The following is a 13,773-nucleotide window of genomic DNA, read 5'->3' as shown; positions in this document are numbered from 1 at the left end:
GCAAAGATTATTTTTTTCTACTTAATGCAATATTTTTGATGTATTGATCAGCTAAATAAAGTCCATTTCCGTGTTCTCCGATTAATTTAATCTTGTCAACTATGCCGCGGAAAAGTGCTTCTTCTTCGTGTTGTTCGCTTACATACCATTGTAAGAAATTAAAAGTAGAATAGTCTTTATGTGTTAGCATGTGTTCAACTAAAGTATTGATTGACTTTGTGATAAATTGCTCATGTTCATAGGTTTTTTCAAAAACATCAAGTAAAGATTTGAAATTTTGTTCAGGCTGTTTTACTTCTTGAAGCTCTACATGAGAATCTGTTTCATTAAGATAAGTGATAAGCTTTTTAGCATGATCGCTTTCTTCGCTTGCATGTGCAAACAAGAAGGCTCCAGCTCCATCAAGACTGTTTTCATAACACCAAGAACTCATACTAAGATATAAGTTTGCTGCATACATTTCTTTGTTTATTTGTTCATTGAGTAATTTTATAACTTCTTTAGAAAGCATTCTTATCTCCTTATTAAAATTTAAAATGTTTTGTAATGATATATTATTTTTTTAAAAACAAGCTAAATTTTTTGATAGTTAAAAATTATATTTAAGAAAAACACAAAATAAAAAATGTTTCCAAAATGTTTCCAAGTTTTTTTAAACTTCCATTACTTTTTTTAAAGTTAAGGAGAAAAAATGAAAAAAATTCTATCTTTAAGTGTGGCAAGTCTTGCACTTTGTGGTGCTTTAAATGCAGCAGATTTAAAAATCGCAGGTTCATCGACTGTGTATCCTTTTACTTCTTTTGTAGCTGAAGAATATGCTTCGATCAAAAATACAAAAACTCCTATAGTAGAGAGCTTGGGAACAGGGGGTGGATTTAAGGTATTTTGTGAAGGAACTACTGATATTTCCAATGCTTCAAGACCTATGAAATTAAGTGAATTTGAAACTTGCAAAAAAGCAGGAGTAACTGATATAGTAGGGATTATGATAGGTTATGATGGTATAGTTTTAGCTCAAAATAAAACCAATGCTCCATTAAATATCACAAAAAAAGAACTTTTCTTAGCATTGGCAAAAGAAATTCCACAAAATGGAAAACTTATACCAAATCCTTATACAAACTGGAATCAAATCAATAAAAATTTACCAAATCGTAAAATTAGTGTTTATGGTCCACCATCAAGTTCAGGAACAAGAGATACTATAGAAGAGCTTGTTATGAGTGATGTGTCTAAAAAAATTCCTGAGTATAAAGGCGAGTATAAAACTTTGCGTCAAGATGGTGCTTATATCCCAAGCGGTGAAAATGATAATCTAATCGTTTCAAAACTTACTATTGATAAAGATGCTTTTGGAATTTTTGGTTATAGCTTTTTAGTGAGCAACTCAGATAAAATCAATGTCGCTACTATCGATGGTGTTACACCAAGTGAAGAAAATATTGCAGATGAAAAATACGAACTTGCAAGAAGCTTGTTTATTTATATCAATGCTAAGAAAAATCCAAAAGAAGCCTTTGATTTTGCAAAAATTTACATGAGTGATGATTTGGCAAAAAGTGGCGGAGAACTTGAAAAAATAGGACTTGTTCCTTTAAGCGATGATAAATTAAAAGCTTCTCAAAAACATATAGAAGATAGAAAAATTTTAAATGATGAGCTTGTAAAAGCTGGAAAAGTTTTTTAAGGAAAAACTTTGCTAAAAGAAAAAATAATCAAATTTGCACTTTTTTTATGTGCTTTTGTAAGCGTGATAGTAAGCTTTGCTATCATGCTTACAATTTTAATTGAAGCTTTAAAATTCTTTCAAAAAGAAAGTGTTGCTACCTTTTTATTCTCAAGTCAGTGGGCAGCTGATGCAGCTTTTATGAATGCAGATGGCACGAGCAAACAAGGTGTTTTTGGAGCGCTATCGCTTTTTTGGGGAACTTTTTATATTTCATTGATTGCTATGCTAACGGCTTTACCTTTAGGGGTTATGTGTGCTATATATTTAGGTGTTTTTGCTGGCAAAAAATCTAAAAATTACTTAAAACCTATTTTAGAAATCATTGCAGGGATTCCTACTGTTGTTTTTGGATTTTTTGCAGCTATAGTCGTAGCGCCTTTTATAGTGTGGTTTTTTTCTTTATTTGGCATACAAGCAAGTTTTCAAAGTGCTTTAGGCGCAGGTTTTATCATGGGGATCATGATAGTGCCTATAGTGGCTTCGTTATCTCAAGATTGCATTGAAGCAGTAAGCGAGAAAAGGATTAATGGCGCTTATGCTTTAGGTATGACAAAAAAAGAAGTGGTTTTTGCTGTGATTTTACCTGAGGCTATTCCTGGTATAGTTGCAGCTTGTCTTTTAGGACTTTCAAGAGCCTTAGGCGAAACTATGATAGTGGTAATGGCAGCTTCTTTGCGTCCAAATTTAACGATGAATTTTTTAGAAGATATGACAACAGTAACGGTAAAAATCGTAGAAGCTTTAAGCGGAGATCAAGCTTTTGATAGTTCTTTAGCTTTGAGTGCTTTTTCTTTAGGTTTGGTGCTTTTTATCATCACTTTAATCATCAATATGTTTAGCGTTTATCTCATTAATCGCTTTCACAAAAGGAAAAATTTATGAAAAAACTTTTTAAAAAAAGACAAAAAGCTTCAAAGTCTTTTAAAAGACTTTGTAAAATGGGGCTTTATATTAATTTAATTTTTCTTTGTATCTTTTTAGGAAGTGTGGGTTATCTTGGAATTGGAGCTTTTAAGCAAACTTATATTTTTGTAGAGGCTAATAGAAATTCTCCTGTTTATGATCTTTTATCTCGTGCTGAGCAAAGAAAAATAAGAACAGGGCAAATCACTGAAAAAACTTGGCTTTTGGCAAATTCAGAAGTGGATCAATATATGAAGCAAAAATATAATCGCCTTAGTGAAAAACAAAGAACTTTAGTCGATGATCTTGTGCAAAAAGGCGATATAGAGCTTAAATTTAATAGCAATTTCTTTTTAAATGGGGACTCAAAATCTCCTGAAAATTCAGGAATTTTATCTTCAGTTGTAGGGACTTTGCTTGTTATGCTTGTTTGTATGGTTGTGAGTGTTCCTATAGGCGTTGCAGCAGCAATTTATTTAGAAGAATTTGCGCCACAAAATATCCTTACACATTTTATAGAAGTGTGTATTAACAACCTTGCAAGTATTCCAAGTATCTTGTTTGGACTTTTAGGACTTGGAGTGTTTATCAATCTTTTTGGAATGCCTCGATCAAGTGCTTTAGTGGGTGGGCTTACTTTGGCGATCATGAGTTTACCTATTATCATTGTTTCAACCAAAGCGGCTTTAAAAAGTGTGGACATTAACATGAAAAATGCTGCTTATGCCTTAGGTATGACAAAGGTTCAAATGGTAAAAGGTATTATGTTGCCTTTGGCTATGCCTATGATTTTAACAGGTTCTATTTTGACTTTAGCTGGGGCTATAGGCGAGACTGCACCTTTGATGATTATCGGTATGATAGCATTTATCCCTGATGTAGCTAGTTCGATTTTTGATCCAACTAGCGTTTTGCCTGCTCAAATTTACTCATGGTCAGCTATGCCAGAGCGTGCATTTTTAGAAAGAACAGCAGCGGGTATTATTGTGCTTTTAGGACTTTTAGTCGTGTTAAATCTTAGTGCGATATTATTAAGAAAATATTTTCAAGGAAAATTAAAGTGATAGCAAAAACAACAAATTTAAATTTATTTTATGGAAAAAAACAAGCTTTATTTGATATCAATATGCAAATAGAGCAAAACAAAATTACCGCACTCATCGGTGCTTCAGGATGCGGTAAATCCACTTTTTTGCGTTGTTTTAACAGAATGAATGATAAAATCGCAAAAATCGATGGTTTGGTAGAAATTGAAGGAAAAGATGTTAAAAATCAAGATGTAGTAGCTTTGCGTAAAAATGTAGGCATGGTTTTTCAACAACCTAATGTTTTTGTAAAAAACATTTATGAAAATATCTCTTATGCACCAAAACTTCATGGTATGATTAAAAATAAAGATGAAGAAGAAGCTTTGGTGGTGGATTGTTTGCAAAAAGTAGGACTTTTTGAAGAGGTTAAAGATAAATTAAGGCAAAATGCTCTAGCTCTTTCAGGCGGACAACAACAACGCCTTTGTATCGCAAGAGCTTTAGCAATAAAACCTAAGCTCTTGCTTTTAGATGAGCCAACTTCCGCACTTGATCCTATTAGCTCAGGTGTTATAGAAGAGCTCTTAAAAGAGCTAAGTCATAATCTTTCTATGATCATGGTTACGCATAATATGCAACAAGGTAAACGCGTGGCTGATTATACTGCATTTTTTCACCTAGGTGAGCTTATAGAATTTGGTGAAAGTAAAGAATTTTTTGAAAATCCAAAACAAGAAAAAACCAAGGCTTATCTAAGCGGTGCTTTTGGATAATAAAGCCGCTTTTTAGCGGTTTTTTATTTTAAGAAAAATTTGTTAAAATTTGCCTTTTATCTTTGTAAGGCATTAATTATGGCAAAAAAACAACTCTCTTTAACAAGGCTTAGTTTTCCTATATTTTGGGACTTGCTTTCTAAGTATTTAACCGTGATTATCAATACCGCTATGGTGTCGCATTATTCTAATTTTCTTGTCGGTGCTATGGGGGCTGGAAATCAAATTTTAGATCTTTTTATCACTATTTTTTCATTTTTAAGTGTGGGTTGTAGTGTGGTGATAGCTCAGGCTATTGGTGCAAAAGATCATGTTTTAGCAAGAAAAGTGATTCATCAAAGTTTGTTTTTAAATGCACTTTTAGGCTTTGTGTGTGGCGCGCTTATTTTATGGCATGGGAAGTATTTGCTTTATCTTTTAAAAATCCCACAAGAATTGCTCAAAGATAGCGAAATTTACTTGCATATGCTTGCAATTTGTTTGTTTTTTGATGCCATAGGAATTGTTTTAGCTGCTATTGTAAGGGTTTATAATATGGCTTATTGGGTCATGCTTATAGGCTTTTTGATGGATATAGTGGTGATTTGTGGAAATTATTATGTTTTGCATTATACAAAATCAGAACTTTTTGGAGTAGGGCTTAGCAATATTTTTGCTCGTATTGTTGCTATAGCGGCTTTACTTGTGATACTTTTTTATAAGCTTAAAATCCATCTTAAAATCAAAGAAATGATAAAACTTGAAAAAGAGGTATTAAAAAAGGTTTTAAATATAGGTGGATTTTCAGCAGGGGAAAATCTTTTGTGGATAGTCCAATACACTATAGCTTTTGCTTTTGTAGCAAGCTTAGGCGAAGCAAGTTTGAGTGTGCAAACGATTTATTTTCAAATTTCAATGCTTATCATGCTTATAGGACAAGCTACAAGCATAGCTAATGAAATCATAGTAGGTAAATTAGTCGGTGCTAGATATGAAAATATCGCTTATAAACATGCTTGGCGTGCTTTGTATTTTAGTGTGGTGGCAAGTGCTTTAGTGGCACTTTTGAATTATCTTTGCCAAGATTTTACTATGCAAATTTTAGGACTTAAAGAAGAGTTAAAAAATTTAATGATACCTTTATTTGCCCTTTCAATCTTTCTTGAAATTTCACGAACTTTCAATATAGTCATGGTTAATTCCTTACGTGCAAGTGGCGATGCTAAGTTTCCATTTTTTAGCGGACTTGTTTTTATGATGGGGGTATCTTTGCCTGTGGGTTATGTGCTTTGTTTTCATTTTAATCTTGGAATTTTAGGGGTTTGGATAGGATTTTGTGCAGATGAGTTTTTGCGTGGAATGGTAAATTCATACAGATGGAAAAGTAAAAAATGGCAAGGCAAAGCTCTAGTTTAAAATCATTTACTTATAAAGATGAGTGTTATTTTTATTCTAAAAAACGCATAAAAACTTTAAGATTAAGGCTAAATGAAAGGGGTGAATTTGTTCTTAGCATTCCTTATTTTTGCACTTTTAAAAGTGTTTATGAGTTTTTAGATAAATCAAGTTCTTGGATAAATGAGGCAAAAAAAAGATTTGAAAAAAAAGTTTTAAAAGATGATGAATTAATCTTTTTAGCTAAAAAATATAAAATTATATTTGATGAAAATGCTAAAAAAACTTATTTTGATAAAGATAAAATTCTTTGTCAAAATAAAGCAAAATTAGATTTATTTTTAAGACAAAATGCCAAAAAGATTTTTACTTTTTATCTTAAAAAATGGAGCCAAAAAACAGGTTTATTTTACACGCATTTAAGTATTAAAAATATGAAAACGCGTTGGGGTTCATGTAATCACAATAAAGCTTATATTAACTTAAATTTAAAACTCATTCAAAAGAGTTTAAGGGCTATTGAATATGTGATTTTGCATGAAATAAGCCACTTAAAATTCCCCAATCACAGCAAAGAATTTTACTCTTTTATGGAGCATTTTATGAGTGATTTTAGACAAAGAGAGAAAGAATTTTTAAGTTAAAAATGTTATATTTATAGTTTATTTTTCAAAAAAGGCATAATATGACTTTGAATTTTGATTTTATTTATAATGCAGATAATAATATTTTTGAATATTTATTGCGTTTTTATGCGAAAAATTATAACTACACCCTTAGCAAAGAAGAAAATATTTATCATTTTTCTATTGATGCAGATGAAGAAAATTTAAAGACTTTTTGTGATTCTTTAAATTTCATGAGTCATAGTGTTTTTTTGAAAAAATTTGATGTAAAAGCGGGGCAGGATTTTAACCCTTGTATGCCAGAGGATAAAGAATTTTCAAGATTTTCTTATATTACTCATTTAAATTCTAATGCCTATCAAGAAAAAAAACTTTTAAACAAAAACGAGTGGGGCGTGTTTTGTGAGTGTGAATTTTCAAGCAATTTATCAGAATTTGAAAAAATCAATGAAGAAAATTTCAATACTTTTTTAAATCTTGCCTTTGATTTGTTAAGTCAAGAAAAAAAGATTTATTTAAAAGATAAAAATGGCATTTATGAATTTTCTTTGTTTAAGAACGAATTTATAGGAGATTTTTTACTTCCTTGTGATATTAAGGCTATAAATTCAGTTTTTGTTTGTTCAAATGAAAATTTAAAACTTCTTGCAAGTTTAGAAAAACCTTTGATGAAGCTAAGACTTAATGCCATGTTTAGAAAAAATCACAATCTTGATTTTAATGATTTTAAAATCAGACTTGCTAGAGATTTGTTTTGCTTTGCTTTAGGTTTAAAACTTTTTGAAAATGAATATAAATTTTTAAGCGTAAAAAAAATAGAAGAATATCAAAAAGATTTTTATATCAGTGCTTTAGATGAGCAAGTGGTGGTTTTGGAAGGCTTTGAATTTATCAATGCTAAGGCAAGAGAGCTTATTTTTTCTAAAGAAGATAAAAATATGGCAAGAATTTCTTATCTTGTAAGCCGTTATAAAGAAAAAGCTTTTATTTTAGAGCTTAGCAAAGATTATGAAGATATTTTGCTTATTAACAAAGAGCTTAATTTGCTTAAACTTTGCTTACCAAAACACAGCAAAGAACTTTATGAAGAGATTAAAAAAGATGAAATTGGTGCAAGGCTTTTAGAAAATTTTAGCAAGGAATTTCCTCTTTTAGATGAAAATTTTGAGCTTCAAAACAATTTTTATTCCTTGCTTGGCTTGGTAGGCAGAGTGCTAAATTTGGGTAAAAATTTACAAGAGAGTGCTAGTGAGCTTTTAAAAATTGCTGATGAATCAAAAATGCCTCGTGGAGTAAAGATTGATTATCGCTTGAAAGAAGATAAAAGTTTTGATTATACAAGAACTTTAAGATCTACTATGAGTTTTATGTTAGCAGGTGTGGATAGTGCTAATATCGCTTATGGAGCGGTTGAGAGTTTGGCTTATTTCTTACGTGATACTTATGATGAATTAAGAGAGAAAAAGCAAAGCGACTTAGCGCTTATAAGTGGCTCTTTGTTTGAACATAAATCTTTGCTTAAAAATACTTTAAAACATCTTAAAAATTGTCAGTTAAGCGATGTGCCACTTAGGGTATAAGATCAAAATTTCAGGCTTGGTGCAAGGGGTGGGTTTTCGCCCTTTAGTTTATGAACTAGCTTTGAAATCAAAGCTTTTTGGAGAGGTAAGAAATGATGGTTTTGGGGTAGAAATCATCCTTGCTTGTGCTCAAAAAGAATGTGAAAATTTCATAGAAAATTTAAAAAATCATCTTCCACCTTTAGCAAGAATAGATAAGCTTATAATGACGCAAATTTCTATTTCAAACTATGAGAATTTTAGCATTACTCCTTCTTTAGAGAATACAAAAAGCACGCCTATGTTAAGTGATTTTGCGCTTTGTAAGGAGTGTAAAAAAGAATTTTTTGATGAAAAAAATCCACGCTTTTTATATCCTTTTATCACTTGCACGCATTGTGGGCCACGCTTTAGTATTATAAAAAGTCTTCCTTATGATAGGATTAATACTTCCATGCAAGAATTATTGATGTGTGAGTTTTGTAAAAGCGAATACGAAGATCCTAAAAATAGGCGTTTTCATGCCCAGCCCATCAGTTGTCCTAAGTGTAAAATCAATGTTTTTCTTAAAAATCCAAAGGGTGAAATTTTAGCCAAAGATCAAGAAGCTTTTATGCAAAGTGCGAAGTTTTTAAAGGAAGGTAAAATTTTAGCCATTAAAGGCATGGGCGGTTTTCATCTCATGTGCGATGCTTTTAATGAAGAAGCTTTAAAAACTCTAAGACTTAGAAAAAATCGCCCTAAAAAACCCTTTGCTTTGATGTGTAAAGATTTACAAAGTGCTAAAGAACTTGCCTTTATAGATGAAAAAGAAGAGGCTTTGCTTGGTGGGGTTTTAGCTCCTATTGTGATTTTAAAGGCAAAAAAAGCCTTTTCTTTAATCGCACCTGATGTTGATAAAATCGGTATTATGCTAGCTTATACGCCTTTACATCTTTTGCTTTTTGAGTATTTTAAAGGAAGCCTTGTGGCAACAAGTGCAAATTTAAGCGGAGAAAGTATCATTAAAGATGAGTTTAATTTGTGTCAAAAACTTGATAAAGTTTTTGATTTTTATTTGGATTATGATAGAGAAATTATCAACGCAAGTGATGATAGCATAGCTCAAGTGGTAAATGGTAAAACTATGTTTTTGCGTACTTCAAGGGGTTTAAATCCTTTTTATTTGGAAAGAAATTTTAATAAAAAAGGCACTTTTTTAGCTTTGGGTGCGGAGCTTAAAAATGAATTTGTGATTTTTTATGAAAATAAACTTTTAATTTCTCCTTATATAGGGGATTTGAAAAGTCTTGATGTACATGAGAGATTTTTTAAACTTTTAGAATTTTTTAAACAAAATTATGATTTGAAATTTGATGCGATTTTGTGCGATAAACACCCGCATTTTAGCTATGCAAAAGAATTTGAAGAAAGGATTAAAATTTCTCATCATTATGCGCATTTTTGTGCGGCTTATTTTGAATACGAAGAAAATTTTGCAAAAGATGAAAAGGCTTTAGCTTTTATTTGTGATGGAACAGGTTATGGCGAAGATGGCAAAATTTGGGGTGGAGAAGTTTTTGTAGGAAATTTAAAAGAATATGAAAGAATTGCACATTTTGAAAATTTCACTCTTATAAATAGTGATATTAAAAATATACAAAATTTGGCTCTAAGTCTTATTTTTCATTATGATTTAGAAGATAAGGCTAAGGAGTTTTTAGCAAAAATTCCAAAAATTAAACTTGAAAATCTTAAAAAAATTTATTCACATTCTAACTTACAAACAAGCTCTTTAGGACGCATTATCGATGCTTTTGGAAGTATTGTTTTTAACTTAGAAAAAAGTTCTTATGAAGCCCAAGTTGGCTTAATGTGTGAAGCTTTTTATGATAAAAATCTTGATTTTTCTTACAAGCTTTTTGTAGAAAAAGGGCAGGTTAATTTTAAAAATTTAATTTTAGGGGCTTTGCAAGATGAAAAAACTAAAGCAATTACAGGTATGTTTAATGCCTTAGCAAATTTTATCATAGATTTTAGCAAAGATTATGATTTAAAAGTGCTTTTAAGTGGAGGAGTTTTTCAAAACAAAACCTTACTTGAAATTTTAAAAGCTAAAAATTTTGATTTTTTTGTACCTTTAAAATATCCTTGCAATGATAGCTCCATAGCCTTAGGACAAATGGTGCATTTTTTAAATTTAGAAAAATAAAGCAAATATTCTAAAAACTCATAATTTTTTAATGCTTTTAAGGTTAAAATGAAACAAAAAATATATAAGGAAAGAAAATGTGTAAAGATTGCGGCTGTTCTATAAATTCAAGCCATACGCACGATCATCATCATGATCACCACCATGAAAATCTAAGTTTAAAAGAAAGTAAAACCATAGAAGTGATTTCTAAAATTTTAAGCAAAAATGATGAAGAAGCTAAGCACAATAGGGCGCATTTTAATGAAGCTAACACGCTTTGTATTAATTTAATGAGTTCTCCAGGTAGTGGAAAAACTACGCTTTTAGAAAGTACGATCAAGGCTTTGAAAAATGAACTTAAAATCGCTGTGATTGAAGGGGATTTAGAAACCAATAATGATGCTCTAAGAGTAAAAAATGCCGGAGCTTTAGCGTATCAAATCACTACAGGACAAAGCTGTCATTTGGATGCTTTTATGGTGCATGAGGCTTTGCATCATTTGGCAATTGATGATGTGGATTTGCTTTTTATAGAAAATGTTGGAAATTTGGTTTGTCCTGCAAGTTATGATTTAGGAGAGCATTTAAATGTAGTTTTGCTTTCGGTAACTGAAGGAAGTGATAAACCGCAAAAATATCCTGTGATGTTTAAAAAGGCTGATATAGTTTTAATCACAAAGGCAGATTTGGCTCATCATTTTGATTTTGATGTTAAAGAGGCAATTAAGTTGATTAAAGAATTAAATCCTAGAGCAGATATTATCACTCTTGATGCAAAAAATGGTACTAATATGGAGCTTTGGTATAAGGTGCTTAAACTTAAAAAGGAGCTTTTTTAATGTGTTTATCTATACCTTCTGAAATTTTAGAAATCGATGAGTTAAACAATGCTTTAGTACAAACTTTAGGTGTGAAAAGAAAAGTTAATTTGGATTTGATTGATGAGCCTTTAAAACAAGGCGATTATGTCTTAATCCATGTAGGCGTTGCTATGGAAAAAATCGACAAAGAAGCTGCACTAGAAAGCATTAAAACCTATCAAGAAATAGTAGAAAAAATGAATAGCGGAGAGATAAAAAGCGATGAAGGAGATTTGGGTTTAAATGAATTTCATCGATGAATTTAGAGATAAAGAAAGCATTTTAGCTTTAAAAAAACTCATAGAACAAGAACTTAAAAATCCTATTAACATCATGGAAATTTGCGGTGGGCATACACATAGTATTATGAAATATGCCCTGCCTTCTATTTTGCCAAAGGAGATTAACTTTATCCATGGGCCAGGATGTCCTGTTTGTGTTATGCCAAGAGTTCGCATTGATACAGCTATCAAGTTAGCCTCTATGAAAGATACGATTTTTTGTACTTTAGGAGATCTTTTAAGAGTGCCTGGAAGTGAAATTTCTCTGCTTGATTTAAGAGCTAAAGGGGTTGATGTTAGAGCACTTTATTCTCCACTTGAAGTTTTGGAAATTGCTAAGCAAAATTTAAACAAAAATATCATCTTTTTTGCTATAGGTTTTGAAACTACTACGCCTATGAGTGCTTTACTTCTTCAAAAGGTTATAGAAGAAAAAATAAATAATGTCTTTTTTCATATCAATCATATCACAGTTCCAGCACCTGTAGAAGCGATCATGAATGATGAAAATGTAAAAATCAATGCTTTTTTAGGCCCTTCTCATGTGAGTGTGATAACAGGTTATGGTATTTATGAGCCTTTAGCAGCAAAGTTTAAAACCCCTATAGCAGTGAGTGGTTTTGAGCCAGTTGATATTTTAGAAAGTGTATTAAATATCATAAAACAAAGCAATGAAGGCACTTTTAAAGTGTATAATCAATACAAAAGAGCCGTAAGCAAAGAAGGCAATGTTAAAGCGCAAAATTTAGTAAAAAAATACTTTAGAGTGTGTGATTTTGAATTTCGTGGCTTAGGACTTATTAAAGATGGAGGCTTGGAGCTAAAAGAAGAATTTAGCGCCTATGATGCAAGTAGAAAATTTGATTGTGCGGTGCAAAGTAAAAATGAAAGCAAAGCCTGTATTTGTGGGCAAATTTTAAGAGGTTTGGCCAAGCCTTATGATTGTAAGGTTTTTGGTAAGGCTTGTACGCCAAGAAGTCCTATAGGAAGTTGTATGGTTTCTGGCGAGGGTGCTTGTGCGGCGTATTATAAATACTCAAAGGTGAATGCATGAAAAATATTTCCTTAGCCCACGGAGGTGGTGGAGAAGAGATGAATGAGCTTTTAACTAAGCTTTTTAAGATCTTTGATAATGAAATTTTAAACGCAAATAATGATGCGGCGATTTTGGGAAATTTGGCTTTAAGCACGGATTCTTTTGTTTTAAGTCCGATTTTTTTAGATGAAGAGGTTAATATAGGCAAACTTTGTGTTTGTGGTTCTATTAACGATGTTTTGATGGTGGGGGCTAAGCCAAAATATCTAAGCTTAGGACTTATCTTAGAAGAAGGTTTTGAGCTAGAAAAACTAGAACACATTTTAAAAAGCATTAAAGAAGAATGTGAAAAATGTGGAGTTACGTTAGTTTGTGGCGATACTAAAGTCGTTCCTAAGGGTAAGGCAGATGAAATTTATATCAACACTACGGCCTTAGGTGAAATTATTTCTAAAAAAGAAAGTAAAAATATCAAAGCAGGGCTTAGCATACTTCTTTCAGGCGATATAGGAAGGCATGGAGCTAGTGTTTTAATCAAAAGAAATGAGTTAGAAGCTGATATTAAAAGTGATTGTAAGGCTTTAGATAAAGAGGTTTTAGAGCTTTTAGAAAATGATATAAAGGTTGTAGCTATGAGAGATGCTACTCGCGGGGGGCTTAGTGCGGTTTTAAATGAGTGGGCAAAGCAAAGCGGAAATGATCTTTTGATCTTTGAAGAAAAAATCATCGTTCAAGATGAGGTTTTAGGACTTTGCGAGCTTTTTGGTTATGAAGCTTATGAGCTTGCAAATGAAGGCACTTTCATGCTTTGTGTGGAAAAAGAAGATGAATTAAAAGCCTTGGAAATTCTAAAAAAATACAATGTAAATGCGAGTATTATAGGAGAAGTTTTAGAAGAGAAAAAAGCACGCGTGATTTTACAAAACGCTTATGGGGCAAAACGCTTTTTAGAAAGCCCTAAAGGCGAACTTTTACCAAGAATTTGCTAATGCACGAATTAAGTATAGTAGAATCTTTAATCGAACTTTGCGAAGAAAATGCCTTAAACAATAAGGCTTGTAATGTGCAAGAAATTTATGTAAAAATCGGACGTTTAAGCGGTATAGAAGTGGATCTTTTTAAGCGTTGTTTTGAAACTTTTAAAGAAAACTCAAATATTTGTAAAAATGCCAAACTTTTTATAGAACTTGCTCCGCTTGAAATTTTATGCTTAAAATGCGATCAAACAAGCATTTTAGAAGAAAATGTTTTTAAGTGTCCCAAATGTGAAAGTATAGAATATAAAATCACAAAAGGTGAAGACTTGCATCTTATGCGACTTGTGATGAAATAATACATTGCGATGCTTGATTAAGTATGGTTAACCTATAGATAAAATATCTAAAAAATACAAAATCAAAAATTTTAAATTTTTATCCAAAATATAAAAAC

Annotated in this window: 14 protein-coding genes; 13 read left to right on the top strand and 1 reads right to left on the bottom strand. The window is 31.4% G+C overall.

From position 1 onward, the window contains the following. Window positions 1–7: 7 nt before the first annotated feature. Entirely contained in the window at window positions 8–511 is a 504-nt protein-coding gene (gene ctf / locus AJN58_RS02455) for a non-heme ferritin (RefSeq protein ID WP_002825034.1), read from the bottom strand. Window positions 512–691: 180 nt separating this feature from the next. On the opposite strand from ctf, the gene AJN58_RS02450 reads away from it, so the two are divergent. The 13 genes from AJN58_RS02450 (at window position 692) to hypA (ending at window position 13,675) form a co-directional block, all read left to right on the top strand. Continuing rightward, a complete protein-coding gene (locus AJN58_RS02450; RefSeq protein WP_070209859.1) occupies window positions 692–1,687 on the top strand; it encodes a substrate-binding domain-containing protein in 996 nt (331 codons plus the stop codon). A 9-nt stretch (window positions 1,688–1,696) separates the two neighbouring features. Beyond that, window positions 1,697–2,611, top strand: a complete 915-nt coding sequence (pstC, locus tag AJN58_RS02445; protein WP_053872560.1) for a phosphate ABC transporter permease subunit PstC — start codon at window positions 1,697–1,699, stop codon at window positions 2,609–2,611. After that, a complete protein-coding gene (pstA, locus tag AJN58_RS02440; protein ID WP_044780021.1) occupies window positions 2,608–3,696 on the top strand; it encodes a phosphate ABC transporter permease PstA in 1,089 nt (362 codons plus the stop codon). The genes pstC and pstA overlap by 4 nt, the downstream gene beginning before the upstream one ends. Beyond that, window positions 3,693–4,433 carry a phosphate ABC transporter ATP-binding protein PstB gene (pstB, locus tag AJN58_RS02435; protein WP_053872559.1) on the top strand — a complete coding sequence of 247 codons (741 nt, stop codon included), beginning with the start codon at window positions 3,693–3,695 and terminating at the stop codon, window positions 4,431–4,433. Before pstA ends, pstB begins: the two co-directional genes overlap by 4 nt. Before the next feature lie 78 nt (window positions 4,434–4,511). Next, on the top strand, window positions 4,512–5,828 hold the full coding sequence (locus AJN58_RS02430; protein WP_053872558.1) for an MATE family efflux transporter: 1,317 nt from the start codon (window positions 4,512–4,514) through the stop codon (window positions 5,826–5,828). Further along, window positions 5,804–6,451 carry a M48 family metallopeptidase gene (locus AJN58_RS02425; protein ID WP_053872557.1) on the top strand — a complete coding sequence of 216 codons (648 nt, stop codon included), beginning with the start codon at window positions 5,804–5,806 and terminating at the stop codon, window positions 6,449–6,451. Before AJN58_RS02430 ends, AJN58_RS02425 begins: the two co-directional genes overlap by 25 nt. A gap of 41 nt (window positions 6,452–6,492) precedes the next feature. Further along, entirely contained in the window at window positions 6,493–8,013 is a 1,521-nt protein-coding gene (locus AJN58_RS02420; protein WP_070233275.1) for a hypothetical protein, read from the top strand. After that, on the top strand, window positions 7,994–10,183 hold the full coding sequence (gene hypF / locus AJN58_RS02415; RefSeq protein WP_070233276.1) for a carbamoyltransferase HypF: 2,190 nt from the start codon (window positions 7,994–7,996) through the stop codon (window positions 10,181–10,183). The genes AJN58_RS02420 and hypF overlap by 20 nt, the downstream gene beginning before the upstream one ends. 77 nt (window positions 10,184–10,260) lie before the next feature. Then, on the top strand, window positions 10,261–11,004 hold the full coding sequence (hypB, locus tag AJN58_RS02410; protein ID WP_070276054.1) for a hydrogenase nickel incorporation protein HypB: 744 nt from the start codon (window positions 10,261–10,263) through the stop codon (window positions 11,002–11,004). Beyond that, window positions 11,004–11,285 carry a HypC/HybG/HupF family hydrogenase formation chaperone gene (locus AJN58_RS02405; RefSeq protein ID WP_002776342.1) on the top strand — a complete coding sequence of 94 codons (282 nt, stop codon included), beginning with the start codon at window positions 11,004–11,006 and terminating at the stop codon, window positions 11,283–11,285. Before hypB ends, AJN58_RS02405 begins: the two co-directional genes overlap by 1 nt. Next, on the top strand, window positions 11,269–12,360 hold the full coding sequence (hypD, locus tag AJN58_RS02400; RefSeq protein WP_070233278.1) for a hydrogenase formation protein HypD: 1,092 nt from the start codon (window positions 11,269–11,271) through the stop codon (window positions 12,358–12,360). The genes AJN58_RS02405 and hypD overlap by 17 nt, the downstream gene beginning before the upstream one ends. Next, window positions 12,357–13,331 (top strand): hydrogenase expression/formation protein HypE, encoded by a 975-nt coding sequence (hypE, locus tag AJN58_RS02395; RefSeq protein ID WP_070233279.1) that lies wholly within the window; start codon window positions 12,357–12,359, stop codon window positions 13,329–13,331. Before hypD ends, hypE begins: the two co-directional genes overlap by 4 nt. Next, window positions 13,331–13,675 carry a hydrogenase maturation nickel metallochaperone HypA gene (hypA, locus tag AJN58_RS02390; protein WP_070233280.1) on the top strand — a complete coding sequence of 115 codons (345 nt, stop codon included), beginning with the start codon at window positions 13,331–13,333 and terminating at the stop codon, window positions 13,673–13,675. Before hypE ends, hypA begins: the two co-directional genes overlap by 1 nt. Window positions 13,676–13,773 lie beyond the last annotated feature (98 nt).

The organism is Campylobacter sp. BCW_4321, from assembly GCF_001763075.1.
Lineage (GTDB): Bacteria > Campylobacterota > Campylobacteria > Campylobacterales > Campylobacteraceae > Campylobacter_D > Campylobacter_D jejuni.
The sequence above is the reverse complement of the archived record's forward strand: the minus strand, read 5'-3'. Positions and strand labels throughout refer to the sequence as shown.